This window comes from Baekduia alba (genome assembly GCF_028416635.1).
In the GTDB taxonomy this organism is placed as follows: domain Bacteria; phylum Actinomycetota; class Thermoleophilia; order Solirubrobacterales; family Solirubrobacteraceae; genus Baekduia; species Baekduia alba.
This window is the reverse complement of sequence record NZ_CP114013.1, coordinates 651850-672580: the sequence shown is the minus strand read 5'-3', so window position 1 is coordinate 672580 and position 20731 is coordinate 651850. Positions and strand designations below refer to the sequence as shown.

General features: G+C 74.0%; 18 protein-coding genes. 9 read left to right on the top strand and 9 right to left on the bottom strand.

All coding sequences use genetic code 11. The features are described from left to right. Positions 1-147: 147 nt before the first annotated feature. From DSM104299_RS03175 to DSM104299_RS03165, 3 genes are read left to right on the top strand one after another with little or no spacing between them, the layout of a single operon-like run. Complete coding sequence (locus tag DSM104299_RS03175; RefSeq protein ID WP_272475841.1) at positions 148-282, top strand: hypothetical protein; 135 nt, start codon at positions 148-150, stop codon at positions 280-282. A 52-nt stretch (positions 283-334) separates the two neighbouring features. Then, positions 335-1765 (top strand): circularly permuted type 2 ATP-grasp protein, encoded by a 1431-nt coding sequence (locus DSM104299_RS03170; RefSeq protein ID WP_272475840.1) that lies wholly within the window; start codon positions 335-337, stop codon positions 1763-1765. Next, positions 1753-2532 carry a gamma-glutamyl-gamma-aminobutyrate hydrolase family protein gene (locus DSM104299_RS03165; RefSeq protein WP_272475839.1) on the top strand — a complete coding sequence of 260 codons (780 nt, stop codon included), beginning with the start codon at positions 1753-1755 and terminating at the stop codon, positions 2530-2532. Before DSM104299_RS03170 ends, DSM104299_RS03165 begins: the two co-directional genes overlap by 13 nt. Here DSM104299_RS03165 and DSM104299_RS03160 read toward each other — a convergent pair. After that, entirely contained in the window at positions 2522-2938 is a 417-nt protein-coding gene (locus tag DSM104299_RS03160) for a MarR family winged helix-turn-helix transcriptional regulator (protein WP_272475838.1), read from the bottom strand. The genes DSM104299_RS03165 and DSM104299_RS03160 overlap by 11 nt on opposite strands. Before the next feature lie 86 nt (positions 2939-3024). Here DSM104299_RS03160 and DSM104299_RS03155 point away from each other — a divergent pair, with 86 nt between their 5' ends. Together DSM104299_RS03155 and DSM104299_RS03150 are read left to right on the top strand one after the other, a co-directional pair. Then, entirely contained in the window at positions 3025-4461 is a 1437-nt protein-coding gene (locus tag DSM104299_RS03155; RefSeq protein ID WP_272475837.1) for an MFS transporter, read from the top strand. Between the two features lie 113 nt (positions 4462-4574). Further along, entirely contained in the window at positions 4575-6092 is a 1518-nt protein-coding gene (locus tag DSM104299_RS03150; protein WP_272475836.1) for a Ppx/GppA phosphatase family protein, read from the top strand. Between the two features lie 83 nt (positions 6093-6175). Here the strand turns inward: DSM104299_RS03150 and DSM104299_RS03145 are convergent, their stop codons facing one another. The 8 genes from DSM104299_RS03145 to DSM104299_RS03110 all read right to left on the bottom strand — a co-directional run bounded on the left by DSM104299_RS03145 (position 6176) and on the right by DSM104299_RS03110 (position 14114). Further along, positions 6176-7282 (bottom strand): hypothetical protein, encoded by a 1107-nt coding sequence (locus DSM104299_RS03145; RefSeq protein ID WP_272475835.1) that lies wholly within the window; start codon positions 7280-7282, stop codon positions 6176-6178. Positions 7283-7291: 9 nt separating this feature from the next. Further along, positions 7292-8974, bottom strand: a complete 1683-nt coding sequence (locus DSM104299_RS03140) for a putative bifunctional diguanylate cyclase/phosphodiesterase (protein ID WP_272475834.1) — start codon at positions 8972-8974, stop codon at positions 7292-7294. A 52-nt stretch (positions 8975-9026) separates the two neighbouring features. Next, the gene (locus tag DSM104299_RS03135) at positions 9027-9353 is read right to left on the bottom strand and encodes a hypothetical protein (protein WP_272475833.1); all 327 of its coding nucleotides are present in this window, start codon (positions 9351-9353) and stop codon (positions 9027-9029) included. Between the two features lie 9 nt (positions 9354-9362). After that, positions 9363-10262, bottom strand: a complete 900-nt coding sequence (locus DSM104299_RS03130; RefSeq protein ID WP_272475832.1) for a ketopantoate reductase family protein — start codon at positions 10260-10262, stop codon at positions 9363-9365. Then, a complete protein-coding gene (locus DSM104299_RS03125) occupies positions 10208-10792 on the bottom strand; it encodes an LOG family protein (protein ID WP_349294519.1) in 585 nt (194 codons plus the stop codon). Before DSM104299_RS03125 ends, DSM104299_RS03130 begins: the two co-directional genes overlap by 55 nt. A gap of 97 nt (positions 10793-10889) precedes the next feature. Beyond that, positions 10890-12467: an FAD-binding oxidoreductase gene (locus DSM104299_RS03120; RefSeq protein WP_272475830.1), complete on the bottom strand. Its 1578-nt coding sequence runs from the start codon at positions 12465-12467 to the stop codon at positions 10890-10892. Continuing rightward, a complete protein-coding gene (locus tag DSM104299_RS03115; protein ID WP_272475829.1) occupies positions 12464-13702 on the bottom strand; it encodes an acetyl-CoA acetyltransferase in 1239 nt (412 codons plus the stop codon). The genes DSM104299_RS03120 and DSM104299_RS03115 overlap by 4 nt, the downstream gene beginning before the upstream one ends. 85 nt (positions 13703-13787) lie before the next feature. Further along, positions 13788-14114, bottom strand: a complete 327-nt coding sequence (locus DSM104299_RS03110; protein ID WP_272475828.1) for a Zn-ribbon domain-containing OB-fold protein — start codon at positions 14112-14114, stop codon at positions 13788-13790. Between the two features lie 28 nt (positions 14115-14142). On the opposite strand from DSM104299_RS03110, the gene DSM104299_RS03105 reads away from it, so the two are divergent. From DSM104299_RS03105 to DSM104299_RS03090, 4 genes are all read left to right on the top strand, one after another. Continuing rightward, on the top strand, positions 14143-14799 hold the full coding sequence (locus tag DSM104299_RS03105) for an NUDIX hydrolase (protein ID WP_272475827.1): 657 nt from the start codon (positions 14143-14145) through the stop codon (positions 14797-14799). Beyond that, positions 14796-15134 carry a hypothetical protein gene (locus DSM104299_RS03100; protein ID WP_272475826.1) on the top strand — a complete coding sequence of 113 codons (339 nt, stop codon included), beginning with the start codon at positions 14796-14798 and terminating at the stop codon, positions 15132-15134. The genes DSM104299_RS03105 and DSM104299_RS03100 overlap by 4 nt, the downstream gene beginning before the upstream one ends. A 16-nt stretch (positions 15135-15150) precedes the next feature. Beyond that, positions 15151-19443, top strand: a complete 4293-nt coding sequence (locus tag DSM104299_RS03095) for a multifunctional oxoglutarate decarboxylase/oxoglutarate dehydrogenase thiamine pyrophosphate-binding subunit/dihydrolipoyllysine-residue succinyltransferase subunit (protein ID WP_272475825.1) — start codon at positions 15151-15153, stop codon at positions 19441-19443. 71 nt (positions 19444-19514) lie between these two features. Beyond that, positions 19515-20717 (top strand): winged helix DNA-binding domain-containing protein, encoded by a 1203-nt coding sequence (locus tag DSM104299_RS03090; RefSeq protein WP_272475824.1) that lies wholly within the window; start codon positions 19515-19517, stop codon positions 20715-20717. The last annotated feature ends 14 nt before the right edge of the window (positions 20718-20731 follow it).

Genomic DNA, 20731 nt, shown 5'->3' with positions numbered 1-20731 from the left:
GCGTGCGTTGCGGACCCGCGCTTGGCCCGCCTGGCGAACCGCGCCCGCGCTAATTCGGCCCGCCGGCCGAGGCCGCGGTGCCCGCGCGCGGGCACCATCGGCGGATGCTGGCCTTCCGCCCCCGCCGCCGCGCTGGGCCGCAGCCGCTTGCGCCTCCTGGCCGCGCGGCCGGGCGACGTGCAGCAGCGCGCACGCGCACGCCTGCGCCCCGGCGAGCCCGCCGGCGGACGCCGCCTGCGCACGCTGACCAGCGAGCTGAGCGCCGCCTACCTCGACACCTGAGAGCCGCGCGGTCCGTGCGTGCTCCGTCTCGAACCTGGGAACAGTCGTCGCGGTGACCGCTCAGCCGGACGCCCCGCCCTGGACGCCCTACCGCCCGCCGCCCGGGCCCCGCGACGAGGCCCTGCAGGCCGACGGCGCGTGGCGCCCGGACGTCGCCGCGGCGCTGCGCGACGTCCACACCCGCGACCTCGCGCAGATGGCGGCCGCGATGGCCGACGACGCCCGTCGCGCCGGCCTGCAGTTCCCGATCGACGGCGGAACCGCGGCGTTCCACGTCGACCCCGTTCCGCGGATCATCGGCGCCGACGCGTGGGCGACGATCGAGCGCGGCGTCGCCCAGCGCGCCCGCGCGCTCGACCGGTTCGTCGCCGACGTCCACGGCCCGCGCCGCGCGGTCGCCGAGGGTGTCGTCCCCGAGCGGGTGATCACCTCCGCCGAGCACCACGAGCCCGAGGCAGCCGCGGCCCCGCCGCCCGCCGGCGTCTGGGTCGCGCTCGCCGGCCTCGACCTCGTCCAGACGCCCGACGGCGAGTTCCAGGTGTTGGAGGACAACGCCCGCACACCCAGCGGCATCGCCTACACCTTGGCCGCCCGCGCGCTCGTCGAGGACGTCCTGGACCTGGACCCGGGCCGCATCCCCGCGCGCCCGCTCGACGGCGCGATCGCGCTGCTGCGCGAGACGCTGGACGCCGCCGCGCCACCGGGCGGCGACCGCGACCGCGCGACCGACCCCATCAACCTGGTCGTCCTCACCGACGGCCCGACCTCGCCGGCCTACTGGGAGCACCGCACGCTCGCCGTGCACCTCGACGCCCCGCTGCTGACCGCCGAAGACCTCGACCTCGACGCCGCCACCGGCGCGCTGGTCATGCGCGACGCGCCGCAGCGCCCGATCGACGTCGTCTACCGCCGCACCGACGCCTCCACCCTGAAGGCGCCCGGCCACGCGCTGCTGCTCCGGGCCCTCCGCGCCGGCCGGGTCGGCGTGGTCAACGCGTTCGGCACCGGCGTCGCCGACGACAAGCTCACGCACGCCTACGTCGAGGACCTGATCCGGTTCTACGACGACGAGGAGCCGGTCCTGCGCTCGGTCCCGACCTTCGACCTCGCCGACCCCGAGCACCTCGAGCAGGCGCTCGACCGCCTCGACGAGTTGGTGATCAAGCCGCGCGGCGGCGCGGGCGGCGCCGGCGTCGTCATCTGCCCGCACGCCGAGCGCGACGCGATCGGCGCGATCCGCCAGGCGATCACCGACGACCCGGGCGCGTACGTCGCCCAGGAGCTCGTGCTGCTCTCCACCCATCCCACGGTCGTCGACGGCTGCCTGCAACCGCGTCACGTCGACCTGCGGCCCTTCGCGTTCACGACCCCTACGACAACGCGCGTCCTGCCCGGCGGCCTCAGCCGCGTCGCGCTCAAGGAGGGCTCGATCGTCGTCAACTCCTCCCAGGACGGGGGCGCCAAGGACACGTGGGTCCTGTGAACGGCCTGCGCCCGCTGATCGGCGTTACCACCTCCGAGATGCGCGAGGCCGTCCGTGCCGACCCGCTGCGCGAGGCCGACCCGCAGCAGCGCGAGATGGCGCTGGGCATGGTCTACCTCCTGGCGATCGAGCGCGCCGGCGGCCTGCCCGTCGTCCTCCCGCCGCTGGACCGCGCCACGATCGGCCCGATGCTCGACCGCCTCGACGGCCTCTGCCTGTCCGGCGGCCCGGACCTCGACCCCGACACCTACGGCCAGCCGCCCCACCACCTGCTGGGCGAGACCGAGCGGGACCTCGACTCCTGGGAGCTCGCGCTCGCCGAGGAGGCCGACGCCCGCCGCCTGCCGACGCTCGGCATCTGCCGCGGCGCGCAGGCGATGAACGTGGCGCGCGGCGGCACGCTGCACCAGCACGTCGCCGACGTCGTCGGCACCACGGTCGACCACCGCCAGCTCGACCTCGGCCGCGTCCCGACGCACCTCGTCGTCGTCGCCGACGAGACGCGGCTGGCGGACATCTCCGGCGCCGGCGAATTGGCCGTCAACTCGTTCCACCACCAGGCCGTCGACCGGCTCGGGCGCGACCTGCACGCCTCCGCGCACGCGACCGACGGGCTCGTGGAGGCGATCGAGGACGTCGATGGCGGCGGCTTCTTCCTCGGCGTGCAGTGGCACGCCGAGGGGCTGGTCGACGACGCGCGCCACTGCGCGCTCTTCGCGGAGCTGGTCACCCAGGCCGCGGCGAAGAGCGCGAGCGCTACGCGCTGAGGGAGCCGTTGGCCGGCGCGTTGGCCGGCAGCTGGTCGGCGAGCACCGACCGGTGCGTGGGCCGGGCCTTCTCCCACAGCGCCCGGCCTTCCGGCGTGACGTGCGCGTAGATCCCGCGGCGGTCGTCGGCGCACATCGCGCGCTGCACGAGGCCGTCGGTCTCGAGCCGGCCGATCAGCCGTGAGAGGGCGGACTGCGAGAGGCAGACCGCTTCGGCGAGGTCCTGCATCCGGCGGCCGTCGCCGCCGTCGGTCGTCGCCAGGCGCTCGAGGACCTCGAACTCGCTGAGCCCGATGCCGTGCTCGCGCTCCAGCGCCTTGTCCAGCGCGCCGGAGACCTTCGCGTGGCACAGGGCGACCCCGCGCCACGTCGCAACGAGCGAAGCGGAGTCAGCATCTGTGGACATACGCGCCATTATACCCGACCCGAACAATATTTGCGCCCACATCTCTTGCACATGCATTGCTTGCACATGCATGTATTGTCTCTCGCATGGCTTCTCTCCCCTCCCCCATGCACCACGTCACGGACGAGCGCTGGACGGCCCGCACCTGGGCCGCGCTGATGCTCCTCTGCGGCGTGCTGTTCCTGGACGGGCTCGACGTGTCCATGGTCGGCGTCGCGCTGCCCTCCATCCGCGAGGACCTCGGGCTGACCACCGCGCAGCTGCAGTGGGTCGTGTCGGGCTACGTGCTCGGCTACGGCGGCCTGCTCCTGCTCGGCGGCCGGGCCGCCGACCTGCTCGGCCGGCGCCGCGTGCTGATCGTCGGCCTGTCCGTCTTCACCGTCGCCTCCCTGCTGGGCGGGATGGTCTCCGACCCGAACCTGCTCATCGCGACCCGCTTCCTGAAGGGCGCCAGCGCCGCGTTCACCGCGCCCGCCGGGTTGTCCTACATCACGACCACGTTCGCCGAAGGGCCCGTGCGCAACAAGGCGCTCAGCGTCTACACCGCGTTCGGCGCCTCCGGCTTCTCCTCCGGGCTGATCCTCGGCGGCCTGCTGACCGAGGCCGGCTGGCGGTTCACGTTCCTGCTCCCCGTCCCGTTCGCCCTGCTGATCCTGGCCGCCGCTCCCCGGCTGCTGGCCAAGGACGCGCCCTCCGAGGGGCCGCGGCCGGGCTTCGACCTCCCCGGCGCGCTGACGATCACCGCCGGCATGCTCCTCCTCGTCCGCACGGTGGTGCGCGCGCCGGACGTCGGCTGGGCCTCGGCCACGACGATCGTCTCGTTCGCCATCGCGGTCGCGCTGCTCGCGAGCTTCGTCGCGATCGAGAAGCGCACGAAGCACCCGCTGGTCCGCCTGGGCATCCTCAGCCACGGGCACATCGTCCGCGCCAACCTCGGCGCGATGGCGACGGCCGGCTCGTACTTCGGCTTCCAGTTCATCGCCACGCTGTACTTCCAGTCGGTGCTCGGCTGGTCGGCGCTGGAGACCGCGCTGGCGTTCCTGCCGGCCGGCCTGCTCGTCGCCTTCGGCTCGACCCGCGTCGGCCCGCTGGTCGACAAGGTCGGGACGGCGCCGCTGATGGTCGTCGCGTTCATCTCGTTCGCGGCCGGCTACGCGCTGTTCCTGCGCGCCGACATGGACCCCACGTACATCACGATGATCCTGCCGACGATGCTGCTGATCGGCGGCGGCTTCGCGCTCGGCTTCCCCAGCTTCAACATGCAGGGGACGATGGGCGTGGCCGACCACGAGCAGGGTCTGGCCTCCGGCCTGATCAACACCTCGTTCCAGGTCGGCGGCGCGATCACCCTGGCGATCGTCTCCGCGGTCGTCGGCACCTCGAACGGCTCCGAGTTCCTCCACGACTCGCACACGGCAGTGGGAGTGGTGACCGGCGTCGCCGCCCTCGGACTGGTCAGCGCCCTCAGCGGCCTGGCCGTGCGCCGGCGCCCCGCGCTGGCGGTCGACGGCTCCGGCGCCTAACCCCCGACCCCTCCCCTCCCCACCAGGCTCCCGGCCCGGTCGCGTCTCTCCTCCTGTGGGCGCGGCCGGGCCAGCCTGATAGGGCGCCACCGGCCCGGGTACTCTCCGGCACGATGGCCGAACGCCGCATCGCCGTGTGCGACCTGGGGTCCAACTCGTTCCGGCTCGTCGTCTTCACCGCCGCCGACGGCTGGTGGCGGCGAACCGACGAGATCCACGAGTCCGTGCGGATCGGCGCCGGGCTGGCCGAGACCGGGAAGCTGTCGGACGAGGGCATCGCCCGCGGCCTGGCCACGGCCGAGGTCTTCGCGCACTTCTGCGACGCGGTCGGGATCACCGACATCGACGCGGTCGCGACCTCCGCGATCCGCGACGCGACCAACGCCGACGCGTTCCTGTCGCGCGCCGCGCTGCCGGTGCGCGTGCTGTCCAAGGAGGAGGAGGCCCGCGCCGGCTACCTGGCCGCGGTCAACTCCACCACCTTGGCCGACGGCGCCGTGCTCGACCTCGGCGGCGGCTCGATGCAGCTGGTGCGCGTCGCGTCGCGGCACGCGCGCGAGCTGCAGTCCTGGCCGCTGGGCGCCGTGCGGATGACCGAGCGCTTCGGCCTCGGCTCCGGCGTCGCGTCCAAGAAGCAGCTCAAGGCGCTGCGCGACCACGTCGCCCGCGAGCTCGAGGACGCGCCCTGGCTGCCGAAGTCCGGCGCGCGCATCGTCGGGATCGGCGGCACCGTCCGCAACCTCGCGGCCGCCGTCCAGCGGGCCGAGGGCGTGCCGGAGTTCGGCGTGCAGGGCTTCGTGATGCCCAAGGACGAGCTGAGCGAGCTGGTCGCGCGGTTCGCGGCGATCGAGCCCAGCGAGCGCGCGAAGGTGCCGGGCATCAAGTACTCGCGCGCCGACCTGATCCTCGCGGGCGCCGCCGTGGTCGAGGCGGTCCTGGACCTCGGCGGCTTCGCCGCGATCGAGGCGACCGAGGCCGGCCTGCGCGAGGGTGTGTTCTTCGACAACTACCTCGACGGCGACCCGCCGCTCTTCGACGACGTCCGGCGCGCGTCGGTGCTCAACCTCGCGTTGCAGTACCACATGGACAACGCGCACACTGAGCACGTCGCGCGGCTGGCGCTGGGGCTGTTCGACGACACAGCGGCGGCAGGGCTGCACCCCGGCGACGCGCGCGAGCGCGAGCTGCTGTGGGCGGCCTGCGTCCTGCACGACATCGGCATGAGCGTCGACTACGACGACCATCACAAGCACTCCAAGTACCTGGTGTTGAACTCCGGGCTGCCGGGCTTCGACCAGCGCGAGGTCGCGATCATCGGCCAGGCGGTGCGCTTCCACCGCAAGGGCATGCCGACCAGCGGCGGCTTCGACAAGCTCCTGCGCGACGGCGACCTGGCGATCCTCGACCGCTGCGCGCTGTTCCTGCGCCTGGCCGAGGACCTGGAGCGCTCGCGCGACCAGCTCGTCGCGGCCGTCGACGTCCAGGTCGACGGGGACGACGAGGTGCGCCTCGCCCTACGCGCCGACGGCGACGTCCGCGTCGCGCGCTGGGCCGCGAGCCGCGAGGGCGACCTGTTCCGCCGCGCGCTCGGGCGCGGCCTCACGGTCGGCGCCGACGCGGTGCGCGCCTAGGCTAAGCGGATCGCCACCGGGGATCCGGGTCGTTCTCACCCCAACATGTGGGGTGAAGACGACCTGGATGGCCGCCTGATGCCTCAGCGCTTCAGGGTCACGGCGATCGACCGGCTCGCCCGGCCGGAGGCGGCGACGCAGGACAGCGTGAGCGTCGCCCTGACCCGGCGCGCCGCGCGCAGCCGGGCGCGGTAGGTCTTCTTGATGGTCAACGCGAGGCGCACGTCGCCCGCGGGCGCCGCGCGGATCGCCGAGGCCAGCGTCGCGGCCCGGCGGCCCAGGTGCAGCCGGCGCGCCTCGCCCGCCGTGACCGTCAGCCGGGCCGTGGCGGCGCAGGCCTGGGTCAACGTGGCCGTGAAGGACAAGGACTTGGCCCTGGTCGCGGCGACCAAAGCGCCGAGCCGGACGGCCCTGGGCCGCCCGAGGCCGACGGCCAGCGGCAGCGTGCCGAGCATCGGCGGCGTGCCCCCGCCGGACGGCCCGGAGCCGCCGGGCGTCGTCGTCGTTCCGGGGCTGGTGGTGGACCCGCCGCTCCCGCCCGCGCCCGCCGGCGGCGCCGCCGCGCGGTCCACGTCCTCGCACGCCGCGTCGGTCGCGTCGGCGTAGTCCACCGTCGCGCTGTCCTCCGCGCCGCCGCAGGCCAGCGTGTCGACCTCGCCGTCGCGCGCGAGGAAGAAGTCGGCCCCGTCGCCGCCGGAGAGCCGATCGGCGCCCGGCCCGCCGATGACCGTGTCGTCGCCCCCGCCGCCGGCGAGCGCGTCGTCGCCCGCCCCGCCGTCCAGCGCGTCCGCGCCGTCGCCGCCGCTCAGCGTGTCGTCGCCCGCCCCGCCGGCCACCGTCAGCGCCGGGAACCGCTCGCCGGCGTAGCCGTCCCGCAACGTGTCGTCGCCGCCGCGCAGGTCGGCGACGACCTGCACCTCGTCGCCCGTGACGCCGCAGGTCACGGTCGCGCCGGACCGCGCGCAGCCGGCGCCGGACGTCGTCGCGGCGCCACCGCTCACGCTGAAGGCCAGGTCGTCCGGCGCCGAGCCCGGCGCCGGGGCGAACATGATGGTGTTGGTCCCGTCGTCGCCGGTGACCGTGACCGTGTCGCCGTCGCGGGCGAACGTCGTCGCCGCGGCTGCGGCGGCGCTCGGCACGATCGACAAGAGCAGGAGGGCGAGGAGCCCGGCCCGCTGGACGCGGAGCATCGCGCCAGCCTACGCGGCGGCGGGCGCGGCGGGCGCGGCGGGCGCGGCGGGCGCGGCGGAGAGGACCACGTCGGCCGCCGGGACGGGCCGCCCGTACAGGTAGCCCTGCACCATCGGGCAGCCCATCTCGCGCAGGAGCTCGTCCTGGTCGGCGGTCTCCACGCCCTCGGCGATCACGGTCAGGCCCATGCGGTTGGCGAGCGTCAGGACAGCCTCGACGACCGCGCGGTCCTGCGTGCTGTCGACGAGGTCGGCGACGAACGAGCGGTCGACCTTCACGACGTCGACCGGCAGCGCCTTGAGATGGGTCAGCGACGAGTAGCCGAGGCCGAAGTCGTCGAGCGCGACGCGCACGCCCAGGACGCGCAGCGCCTCGAGCGCGCGGCGCGCCACGTCGGGCCGGCGCAGCACGGCGGTCTCGGTGACCTCCAGGCAGATCGAGGACGGCGGCACGCCGGTCTCGCGCAGCGCGCGCTCGACGACCGCGACGAAGTCCGCCTGGCCGAGCTGGCGCGCGCTCACGTTGACCGACACCCAGAGGTCGCGCTGCCCCTGCGCGCGCCACGCCGCGAGCTGGCGGCACGACTCCTCCAGGACCCACGCGCCGATCGGGACGATCAGCCCGTCGTCCTCGGCGATGCGCAGGAACGACCCCGGCGCGAGCTCGCCGCGGTCCGGGTGGTCCCAGCGCAGCAGCGCCTCGCAGCCGACGGCGTTGCCGTCGACCATCGTGACCAGGGGCTGGAAGACGACGCGCAGCTCGCCGCGCTGGAGCGCGCCGCGCAGCTGGGCCGCGAGCTCCAGCCGGTGGCGGACCTCCTCGGCGAGCGCGGCGTCGAAGACCTCGGCGTGGCCGCGGCCGTCGGACTTCGCGCGGCGCAGCGCCACGTCGGCGTCGCGGATCAGATGCTCGGGGTCCATCGCGCGGTCGCGGGCGACCGCCACGCCGACGCTCCCGGTCACCGAGATCAGCCCGTTGCGCGTCGGGATCGGTCGCGAGAACGCGCCGTGCACGCGCTCGATCACCGCCTCGATGCCGTGCGCGCCGCCGTCGGCCAGGCCCTCGGCCACGACCAGGAAGCGGTCGCCGCCGAAGCGCCCGACGGTGTCGGCCGCGCGCAGCCGCTCGGTCAGCCGGTCGGCGATCGCGCGCAGGACGATGTCGCCGCCCGCGTGGCCGTGCGTGTCGTTGATGGTGGTGAGGTCGTCGACGTCGACGAGCAGCGCGACCGCCGCGCCGGCGTTGCGGCCCAGCCGCGCGATCGCGGCGCCGAGGCGGTCGGTCGCCAGCGCGCGGTTGGCGACGCCGGTCAGCGCGTCGTGGAGCGAGTGGCGCTCGAGCTCCTTGCGCGTGGTGATGTCCTTGGCGACCGCGCTCCACTCGGTCCCGTCCCAGCGGGCGGACCACAGCAGCCAGCGCCAGACCCCGTCGCGCGTCCGCAGCCGGTTCTCGTAGCGCGTGGTGCACGGTGACGGCCCGGTGGCGCGCGCGATCTCCTGGCAGGTGCGCTCGAGATCCTCGGGATGGACGAAGTTCAGGAACGGCTCCGCCATCAGCTCGTCGCGGGACCAGCCGAGGACGGCCTCCCACTCCGGGTTCAGGCAGGTGAAGTAGCCGCGGCGATCCGCGATGGCGAGCAGGTCTGGGGAGCGGTCGAAGAACCGCTCCACGTCCCCCTTGGACGACCCCATGTGCCGGGTGGTCGGCCTGATTTGCTGAGAACTTGAGCGTTCCCGTGCCGGTTCAGTCGTCCGGCTGGCCGTACGGGGCGACCGTGACCTGCCGCTCGACGGCCACCGCCTCGACGACGTCGGCCTCCTCGGCCTCGCGCTCGAGGTCCTCGTCGTGCTGCCCGTCGCAGAGGACGCGGAAGTTGCCGGTCACGCCGCTGTCGGCGTGGATCGTGATGCCCGGCAGGATCTGCTCGCCCTCGTCGAAGCCGAGGCGCTCGAGGTCGAAGTGCGCCAGCCCGATCCCGAACGCGTTGTGCGTCGGGTTCTCGCGATCGTGGGCGTTGATCGCGATCTGGAAGGCCTGCAGGTTCTTGGCGATCTTCGAGGTGTCGGACATGGCGCTCGCCTAGAGGCTACCGATGCGGTCGACGAGCGCCCGCGTCCGCGGGGCGGGCAGGCCGTGGCGCGCGGCGGCGCGCAGGACGGCGCCGCCGATCGCGTCGAGCTCGTGGTCGCCCGGGGATGGCTCGGTCCGCATCACGTCGGCCCGCAGCGAGGACGTCGCGGCGTCGGGCAGCGCGCGCAGCTCGGCCAGGACCGCGTCGGCGTCGACCCGCGCGCCCTCGGCGCGGGCGACCGCCGCGACCTCGCGGGCGACGGCCTCGGCGTCGTCGCGGACGTCGCCGAGCGGCGCGTCGGCGGCAGTCGTGGCGAGCGCGATGCCGGCGAGGCGGGAGAGCTTGGCCCAGAGGACGTCGGCCTCGGCGCCGCCCTCCACGACCTCGACGTGCGCAAGCGCGAGCGCGTCGGTCAGCGCGGGCGCGCCCGGCGCCGCGACGGTGACCGTCAGGAACGGCGCGCGATGCACGACGCTCGTGCGCCCCTCGCGGTGGGCCTGGACCCGCACCGTCGCGGCGACGACGTTGGCGAAGCGCTCCCGGAGCAAGGCCATGTGGTCGACGCCGTTGAGCAGCGGCACCACCACGTCGGGCTCGCCGGCGATCCGGTCCAGCGCGCGGGCGAGGTGCGGGGCCTTGACCGCGACGACCAGCGCGCCGGGCGGCGCCTCGAGCGCCGGCACCGCGCGCACGCGCTCCACGTGGTCGCCGAACGCCGGCGAGCCGACCGCGATCCCGTCGCGCGCGATCGCCTCGGCGCTGGCCTCGGTCGTGACCAGCGCGGTCGCCACGCCGGCCCGGGTCAGCTGCGCGCCGAGCAGCGCGCCGACGGCGCCCGATCCGAGGATCGCGATCAGGTCTCGTCCTCGGAGGTGAGCCAGCGGCGCGCGAGCTTCGGCGCCTCCCATGCCTCCATCGCGTCCAACAGAGCGACGGGGTCGGGATCGGCCACGAGCAGCTTGCGGTGGTCGACGCTCACGAAGCGCTCGGCGGTCATGTGGTCCAGCAGCGCGACGAGCGGACCCCAGAATCCGTCGACGTCGAGCAGGCCGACCGGCTTGCGGTGCAGCCCGAGCTGCGACCACGACAACATCTCGACGACCTCCTCGAGCGTGCCGATGCCGCCGGGCAGGACGAGGAACGCGTCGGCCAGGTCGGCCATCAGCATCTTGCGCTCGTGCATGTTCTCGACGACGCGCAGGTCGGTGACGCCCGTGTGCCCGACCTCGCGGTCGTCGAGGAAGCGCGGGATCACGCCCGTGACCTCGCCGCCCGCCGCGAGCGCTGCGTCGGCGAGCACGCCCATCAGGCCGAGCGACCCGCCGCCGTAGACGACGTCCGCGCCGCGCCGGACGACCTCGGTGATCGCCCGGGTCGAGACCTCGGCGTAGTCCGGGTTGGCCCCGTCCGCCGAGCCGGCATAGACGCAGACGCGCATGAACCTGCCGCTCACGATCGCACCGCCAAGCGCGCGCGCAGGAGCCGCAGGCGAGTTCGCGCCCGGACGCCGAGCCCCTGGGCGAGGTCGTCCGCCGTCACGCGTCGACCAGCACGCCGGGGTTGAGCACGCCACCGGGATCGACCGCGGACTTGGCGGCGCGCAGCGCGGCCGCGAACAGGTCCGGGCGCTGCTGGTCGTACCACTCGCGGTGGTCGCGGCCGACCGCGTGGTGATGGGTGATCGTCCCGCCGGCGGCGATGATGGCCTCTGAGGCTGCGCGCTTCATCGCTTCCCACTGTGCCAGCTCGTCGCCGCGGCGGGCGGGCGCGAGCACCGTGAAGTACGGCGCCGGGCCGTCGGGGTAGACGTGCGTCATCCGGCAGCTGACGCGGCAGGGCTCGCCCAGCGCGTCGCGGACCGCGCCGGTCACCGCCGCGTGGAACGCGGGCCAGCGGTCCCAGGTGATCGCGGTCTCGAAGGTGTCGGACAGGACGCCGAGCTGCAGGAGCGCGTCGCGCAGGTAGGGCATGGCGATGAACGCGTCGCGCCAGGTGGAGACGGCGCCGCCGCGGGTGGGCGGGCCGGTCTCCGTGGGCTCGTCCCACGCGCCGCCGTGCGCCTTGCAGATCGCCAGGCCCCGTGCGAGTTGTGCGTCAACTTCATGGTCCGTCGACTCGAAGCCCAGGACCAGCACCGCGTGCGTGCCGTCGCTCGTGCCGGTCTGCTGAGCCTCCAGCGCGTCGACCAGCCGGCAGTTCGCCGGGTTCAGCCCGGACTGCGCCAGCTCGCGCACCGCGGCGCTGCCGCCGTTCATGAAGTCCTTGAAGCGCACCGCGCGCGCGGCGCGGAAGCGCGGCTTGGGCTGCACCCGCACCCACGCCTCGGTGATGACGCCGAGGATGCCCTCCGACCCCAGCAGCAGGCGGTCGGGCGACGGCCCGGCGCCGGAGCCCGGCAGCCGCCGCGACTCCCAGGTGCCCGACGGCGTGATCGCGCGGACCGACTCCACCAGGTCGTCGATGTGCGTCCAGACCGTGGCGAAGTGCCCGCCGGCGCGCGTGGCGATCCAGCCGCCGAGCGTCGAGAGCTCGAACGACTGCGGGAAGAACCGCAGCGTGAGGTCGTGCTCGGCCAGCTGGGCCTCCAGCGCCGGCCCGGCCGTGCCCGCCTGAATGCGCGCCGCGCGCGACACCGGGTCGACTTCTACGACGCGATCGAGGCGCGACAGGTCGAGCGACACGACGCCGAGGCGGTCGGCCGGGACCCGCGGCTCGACGCCGCCGACGACGCTCGTCCCGCCGCCGAACGGGATCACCGCGACGTCCTCGCGCGCCGCCCATTCCAGCGTCGCCTCGATGGCGTCCTCGTCGCGCGCGAAGACCACCGCGTCGGGCGCGCGGTCGACCTGGCCGCGGAACGCGCGGACGGTGTCGGGGAACGAGCGGCCGTAGGCGTGCTCGACACGGTCGCGCGGATCCGTCGACCAGCCGTCGAGGCCGTCGGGCCGCGGGAAGCGAGGCGCGGGCAGCGCGATCGACCCGAGCGCCACCGGCTGCTCGACGTCGTCGGGCAGCGGGAAGCCCAGGACGTCGCGCACGACCGGCGCGAGCGCCGTCGGGTCGAGCTTGGCGTCCTCGAAGCCCCAGCCCCACCACGACCGCCGGCGGCTCACGACGGCGCCCCCGCCGGGCGCGGCGCGCGGCCCGGCGTCGTCGCGCGGCGCCGGCGGCCCATCACCGCGCCGGCCGGCTCGCGCAGCCGCGCCACCTTCGTCCGCGGCCGCCCCCTGGCGACCTCCTCGGACCCGAGCAGGACCGTCGCCTGCGTCGAGAGCACGCCGCCATTGCCATGAGCCAACACGATGTCCTTGCCTTCCTCGCGCACCTCGCGCACCGCCTCCACCAGCAGCGGTAGCCCGTTCATCCCGGGGTGCCCATAGGACAGCCCGCCTCCCGCCGTGTTCACGCGCAGCTCGCCGCCGGGCGCGATGCGGCCGCCCTCGACGAACGCGCCGCCGTCGCCCTTGCCGCAGAACCCCAAGTCCTCCAGGAACAGGATCGGCGTGATCGTGAACGCGTCGTAGATCTGCGCCGACTCGACGTCGCTCGGCCGCAGCCCGGCCTCGGCGAACGCCCGCGCGCCGGACTCGACGGCGGCGGTGCGCGTCAGGTCCGGCATCGCCGAGACGTGCCGGTGCGTCTGCGCCTCGCCCGCGCCGAGCAGGAAGACCGGCGTGCTCCGCAGCCCGCGCGCCCGCGCCACCGACGTGACGACCAGCGCGCCGCCGCCGTCGGTCACCAGGCAGCAGTCGCGCACGCCGAACGGGTCGCACACGCGCGGGGAGGCGAGGACGTCGTCGACGCCCAGGTCGCCCTGCGACCAGGCGGGGTCGCCGCGCCGCTGCGCCCACTGGCGCGCGCTGACCGCGACCCACGCGAGCTGCTCGGGCGTCGTCCCGTACTCGTGCATGTGCCGCGACGCCGCCAGCGCGTAGGCGGCGATCGGGAGCATCGGCGCGTAGCGCGCCTCCCACGGGTCGACGTCCTGCACCGACGCCGTCGCGCGGCCGACCGACCGCTGCGTCGAGCCGTAGCCGATGACCGCGACCTCGCACAGGCCCGCGGCGATCGCCGCACGCGCGTGGTTGAGGTGGGCCATCGGCGACGCGCCGCCGATCATGGTGGAGTCGCTGTAGCGCGGCTGGATGCCGAGGTCCTCGGCGAGCGTCGTGCTCGCCCACGGCACCTGCGTCGCCGCGGCGAAGACGCCGTCGACGTCGGCGGTGGTCAGCCCAGCGTCGGCCAGCGCGGCGCGCGCGGCCTCGGCCATCACGTCGGCGGCGCTCAGGCCCGGCAGCGCCACGCCCATCTGCGCCTCGGCCGCGCCGACGATCGCCAGCCCGGTCACGACACTCGCGCTCCGAAGTGCCGACCGCCGCGGGAACGAGCCTCCGGGCGAGTACGCGCCTCGGAATGCGAGCGTTCTCCGCGAGTCATTCCGCTGCCTCGAAGACCGGGACGTCGTCCTCCCACGCGACGCGCACCCGCGTCCCGATCGCCACGTCCTCGGGCGCGACCCCGACGACCCGGCTCATCATCCGGAAGCCCTCGTCGAGGTCGACCAAGACCAGGTTGTAGGCCTCTTCGCCGCGCGGCCGGACGACGGTCGTCGCGTAGACCGCGCCGAGGCCAGCGCTGACGCGCCAATCGTCGCAGCCGACCCGGGGCCGGAACACCGGTGTTCCGGCGTGATCGACCTGGTAGGCGAGCTCCCGCCGGCGGCAGTGCTCCGTATAGACGTCCGCGGGCGAGCGCTCCAAGACGCCGCCAGCGTACCCTTCGCTCTGCATGACGCAAGCGCAGGCACCCGCGCTGCTCGCTCGAGGCCCCTGGGCCGCCGAGCAGGTGCGCGCGGTCTGGCTCGACGAGGCCTTCGTCGCCGAGGAGCACAAGGTCGACGCCGCCGACGCCGCGATCGCCGCCCTGCGCGACCGCGGCTCGCCGAGCCACGACGGCGTCGGCGCCCGCCTCGTGACCTTCGAGGAGACCGGCGACGGCACCCTGCAACTCGAGTTGCAGCCCCTCCGCTGGGCGCTGCGGCTTGTTGAAGGCGATGCCTCGGCCACGATCTCCGCGCTCTGCGTCACGCGCGACAGCGAGGGCCGCTGGCTCGCCGGCCGGCGCGCCTCCTGGCTCGCGTCCTGGGCCGGCCGCTGGGCGCTCGGCGCCGGCGGCGCGGTCGACGAGGGCGAGTCGCCGTTCGAGACGCTGACGCGCGAGCTCGACGAGGAGTGGTCGGTCGTCGCGGAGCGCGTGACCGGCGAGGCGCTCGTGCGCCTGCCGCACAACATGATCATGTTCATCGGGCAGGCCTGGCTTCCCGCCGGCGCGCAGGTCACGCCCGACCACGAGCACGACGCCTACGCGTGGTGGCCCGCGGACATCGACGACTGGCCCGCCGAGGCCGACGATCCGCTGCGCATGGTGGCGCGGCTGGTGCAGTGAAGACCGTCCCGACCCGCGCCGCGCGCTTCACGCCGTCGTTCACGACGCTCAAGCACCTGTCGTTCGCGCACTCGACGATCTACGCGATCCTGCTGACGGTGTGGATCGTCCCCGGGCTCCATCCGCTCGAGTTCGTCTTCGGGCTCGCGCACGGGGTCGGGTGGATCGTCATGTGCGTCCTGTGCATCGAAGCACTGCGGGCACGCGTGATCTCACTGCAACTTGCGGTGGCGGTGGCCGTAATAGGTGCTGTCGGGCCGTTCGTCGGGTCCTACGAGTTCATCCGCGAAACACGGCGTCGCACCCTAACCGTCGCTAACAGCAATCAGCGCTAGAGTCAAGAAAAGAGACATGGCCGTCGAAGCCGCAGCAATCGAGGTCACCCTCCCCGCGATGGGCGAGTCGGTGACGGAAGGCACCATCCTGGAGTGGCACAAGCAGGAAGGTGACACCATCGAGGCTGACGAGATCCTCGTCGAGGTCTCGACCGACAAGGTCGACGCGGAGGTGCCCTCGCCCGCGAGCGGGACCATCGTGAAGATCCACTTCGCCGAGGGGGACACCGTGCAGGTGGGCTCCGTCCTGGCGGAGATCGCGGCGGGTGACGGCAGTGCGGGGTCGGCCAACGGCAGCGGCAACGGGAGCGGTGCGTCCGCACCTCCGGCCTCCGAAGCTCCAGCCGACGACACGCCCGGCGAGATCGTCGACATCACGACCCCGGCCGGCGGCGAGTCCGTCACCGAGGGCACCATCTTGGAGTGGGCGGTCAAGGTCGGCGACGCCGTGGGCGACGGCGACACGGTCGTCGAGATCTCCACCGACAAGGTCGACATGGAGCTGCCCTCCCCCGCGGCGGGCACGATCACCGAGATCCTCGCCGAGGAGGGTGAGACCGTCACCGTCGGGCAGGTCATCGCCCGCATGCAGCTCGGCGCCGCCAACGGCGCCGGGACGGGTGGGTCCGGGTCTGCCCCGGCGTCCGGCAACGGCGCCGCCACGAGCGCGCCCGCCGCGCCGGCCGCGGTGCCCAGCGACGCCAAGGCCTCCCCCGTCGCCGCGCGCGTCGCGGCCGCCGAGGGCGTCGACCTCGGCCAGGTCACCGGCAGCGGCCCCAACGGCCGCATCACCAAGGACGACGTCCTGTCCTTCGACGGGGCGGGTGAGGCCGGGTCCGCCACGGGCAAGCGCACCGTGCTCAAGGGCGGCGCCGCGATGCTCGCCCGCTACATGGACGAGTCGCGCGAGATCCCGACCGCGACCTCGTTCCGGACGATCACCGTCACGACGATGGACGCGCGGCGCAAGCAGCTCAAGGACGCCGGCCAGAAGGTCTCCTTCACGCACCTGATCGCGTACGCCATCTCGCTGGCCGCCCAGCAGGACATGCCGGTCATGTCCCATCACTTCGACACCGTCGACGGCAAGCCGACGCGCATCGACGACGAGGCCGTCAACCTCGGCATCGCGGTCGACGTGGAGAAGAAGGACGGCTCCCGCACGCTGATGGTCCCGGTCATCCGCGACGCCGGGCGCCTGTCGTTCAAGGACTTCAAGGCGGCGTTCGACGCGCTGATCGCCAAGGCGCGCGACAACAAGCTCACCGCCGACGACCTCACCGGCGCCAACGTCCAGCTCACGAACCCCGGCGGCATCGGGACCATCGCGAGCGTCCCGCGCCTGATGAAGGGCAACGGCACGATCGTCGCCACCGGCTCGATCGCCTACCCCGTCGGCCTCGGCAACATCGGCGACATGATCGGCGCCGAGAAGGTCATGACCATGACCTCGACGTACGACCACCGCGTCATCCAGGGCGCGGAGTCGGGCCGGTTCCTGCAGGTCGTCGAGGGCTACCTCCAGGGCGAGAACGCGTTCTACGACGGCGTGTTCGCGTCGCTCGGCGCGCAGCTCGGCCCGGCGCCCTCGCCGCCGGCGCCCGCCGCCGCCGCGGCCGCCGCCCGCGAGTCCCGCGCCGGCGACCGCCGCGCGCCGGTCATCGACGAGGAGCTGTTGCAGGCCGTGCAGGCCGCGACGTCGCTGCTCAAGGCGCACCGCACGCACGGCCACCTGGCCGCGAGGCTCGACCCGCTGGGCACCGAGCCCGAGGGCGATCCCGCGCTGGACCCGGACACCGTCGGCCTGACGCCCGAGCTGATGGCCAAGATCCCGGCGCGCATCCTGCGGATGCACGTGCCGGGCGCGACGCTGGCCGACGCGCTCCCGCACCTGCGCGAGACCTACTGCGGGACGATCGCCTACGAGATCGAGCACATCGCCTCGCACCGCCAGCGCACCTGGCTGCGCGAGAAGATCGAGGGCGGCGAGTTCCGCAAGCCGCTGACCACCGAGGAGCAGAAGGCGCTCCTGACGCGCCTGATCGAGGTCGACGCGTTCGAGCGCTTCATGCACAAGGCCTACCTCGGCCAGAAGCAGTTCTCGATCGAGGGCCTCGACATGACGGTCCCGATGATCGACGAGGCGATCCAGCTCGCGGCTGCCCACGGCGCCCGCGAGGTCGTCGTCGGCATGGCGCACCGCGGCCGGCTCAACGTGCTGGCCCACAACCTGGGCCGGCCCTACGACACGATCTTCGCCGAGTTCGAGGGCGCCTCCACGCTGGAGGCCGTCACGACCATCCCGATGGGCGGCACCGGCGACGTCAAGTACCACCACGGCGCGCAGGGCTCCTACCAGCTCCCCAACGGCGAGTCGATCCTCGTCAACCTGGAGAGCAACCCGTCGCACCTGGAGTTCGTGCACCCGGTCGTCGTCGGCGCGGCGCGCGCCGCGCAGACCACGCGCCAGGGCCCGCACGCGCACCGCGACACCGACGCCGCGATGCCGATCGTCCTGCACGGCGACGCGGCCTTCCCGGGCCAGGGCGTCGTGGCGGAGGGCTTCAACCTCCAGGCGCTGGACGGCTACAAGGTCGGCGGCACGCTGCACCTGGTGACCAACAACCAGGTCGGCTTCACCACCGACCCGGAGGACGCGCGCTCGACCCGCTGGGCCTCCGACCTCGCCAAGGGCTACGACGTCCCGATCATCCACGTCAACGCCGACGACGTGCAGGCGTGCATCCACGCCGTGCGCCTCGCCTTCGCCTACCGCGAGGAGTTCGGCCACGACGTCGTCATCGACCTGATCGGCTACCGCCGCTTCGGCCACAACGAGGCCGACGAGCCCGCCTACACGCAGCCCGAGATGTACGCCAAGATCAAGGGCCACAAGCGCGCGGCCGAGATCTGGGCGGAGCGCATGGTCACCGAGACCACGATCACCAAGGACGACGTCGACCGTCAGAGCCAGGAGATCTGGGACCGGCTGAGCGCGCTGCACGCCGACCTGAAGTCCAAGATCAAGGCGGCCGAGGCGGCCGGCGGCGTGACCCAGCAGACGGGCGAGTACCAGCTCGACCGCTCGCCGTCGCCCGACGTGCCGACGGCGGTCTCCCACGACCGCCTGCAGAGCCTCAACGCCGAGCTGCTCACGACGCCCGAGGGCTTCACCGTGCACCCGAAGCTCGTCAAGCAGCTCGACCGCCGCCGCGCGGCGCTCGGCGCCGACGGCGGCATCGACTGGGCGCACGCCGAGACGCTGGCCTACGCGTCGCTGCTGACCGAGGGCACGCCGATCCGCCTGACGGGTCAGGACGTCGAGCGCGGCACGTTCTCGCAGCGCCACCTCGTCCTGCACGACGCCAAGACCGGGCAGACCGTCTGCCCGATCCAGTCGCTGCCGGGCGCGCTCGCCCCGTTCGAGCTGCACAACTCGCCGCTCAGCGAGATCGCCTGCCTCGGCTTCGAGTACGGCTACTCCGCCGAGGCGCCCGAGACGCTGGTGCTCTGGGAGGCGCAGTTCGGCGACTTCGCCAACAGCGCCCAGGTCATCATCGACCAGTTCATCATCAGCGGCCTGGCGAAGTGGGGCCAGACCTCGCGGCTGACGCTGCTGCTGCCGCACGGCTACGAGGGCTCGGGCCCGGAGCACTCCTCCGCCCGCATCGAGCGCTTCCTCCAGCTCGCCGCCGAGGGCAACATCCGCGTCGCGAACCTCACGACGCCGGCGCAGTACTTCCACCTGCTGCGGCGCCAGGCGCGGATCACCAAGCAGCGTCCGCTGGTGATCTTCACGCCGAAGTCGCTGCTGCGCCTGCCGCAGGCGACGAACCGGATCGAGCACCTCGCCGAGTCGCGGTTCTTCCCGGTGCTGGGCGAGCCGCGCGTGCCGATCGAGAAGGTCAAGCGGCTCGTGCTGTGCACCGGCAAGATCTACTACGACCTGGTCTCGCACCCGAACCGCGCCGAGAACGACGGCGTAGCCATCGGCCGCATCGAGCTGCTGTACCCCTTCCCCGAGGGTCAGGTCCGCGAGCTCATCGAGACCTACCCGAACCTCGAGGAGGTCGTGTGGGTGCAGGAGGAGCCGCGCAACATGGGCGCCCGCGCGCACATGTCGCCGCGCCTGCTGCAGATCCTGCCGGACCACCTCGCGTTCGGGTACATCGGCCGCCCGGAGCGCGCCAGCCCGGGTGAGGGCTACCCGGCCGCCCACACCGCCGAGCAGAACCGCATCCTGCGGACCGCGCTCGACCTGTCGGTGCCGGTGAGCATGTACCCCATCAAGACGCCGGGCGAACGGTAGTCGGGCTCGCGTAGGGGCTCGCCCGACCCCCCGTTCGCCTTGCGCGAATTCGCCAGAGGCTCCTTCGCGCGGTGACTCGTCCGTCCTTCTCCGCCGCCGAGCGGCGTGCCCGGCTCGGGGCGCGCCATCGGCTGGCCGTCGAGGCGCGCGCCGCGTCCGTCGAGGACGTGGCGGCGAGCGTCGTCGCGATCCACTCGACGGACCCGGCCTCGGTCGTCGTCGCCTCGTGGGCGCGGCTGGCGGATCGGGGCGCGCTGGCCGCGGCGGTCGAGCGCGCGCTGTACGAGGAGCGCACGCTGCTGCGGCTGATGGGGATGCGGCGCACGATGTTCGTCGTCGACCGCGACGTCGCCCCGGTCATGCACGCCGCGTGCGGGCTGGCGGTCGAGGCCCGCGAGCGCAAGCGCACGGTCGGGTACCTCACCGCGTCGGGGGTCGGCGGAAAGCGGCCGGAGGCGTGGCTGGCGAAGGCCGAGGACGCCGCGCTGGCGGTCCTGCGCGACCGCGGCGAGGCGACGGCGGCGGAGGTCGCGGCGGGCGACGCGCTGCTGTCGACCGAGATCGTGGTCGGGTCCGGCAAGTGGAGCGCACCGCAGAAGGTCGCCAGCCGCGTGTTGTTGTTGTTGGCCTTGCAGGGGCGTGCCGTCCGGGCGCGGCCGCGCGGCGGCTGGTCCTCGACGCAGTTCCGCTGGGCGGCGTTCGACGCCTGGGCGGGCGCGCCGCTGGGAGAGGTCGACGCGGCCGCGGCGCGCGCGGACCTGGCGCGCCGCTGGTTGTACGCCTACGGGCCGGCGCGTCCCGCCGACCTGCAGTGGTGGACCGGCTGGACGGCCGGGCAGACGAAGGCGGCGCTGGCGGCCGGGGATGTCGTGGACGTCGCGCTGGAGGACGGCGCCGACGGCGTCGTGCTGGCCGACGACCTCGACCCCGTCGGGGCCGCCGCGCCCTGGGTCGCGCTCCTGCCCGCGCTCGACGCGACCCCGATGGGCTGGAAGCACCGCGACTTCTACCTCGGCGCCCACGCCGAGCGCCTCTTCGACGTCAACGGCAACGTCTCCCCCACCGTCTGGGCCGGCGGCCGCATCGTCGGCGGCTGGACCAAGGACCCCAACTCCGGCGAGGTCGTCACCCAGCTGGTCGAGGACGTCGGCGCCGAGGCCGCGGCGGCCATCGCCGACGAAGCCGCCGCGCTCACACCCCGCCTCGGCGACGCGACGCTCGCGCCCCGCGCCCGCGGCTACTCGCCGGTCGAGCGCGAGCTGCTGGGCCGCTGAGCGCTAGCGTCCCG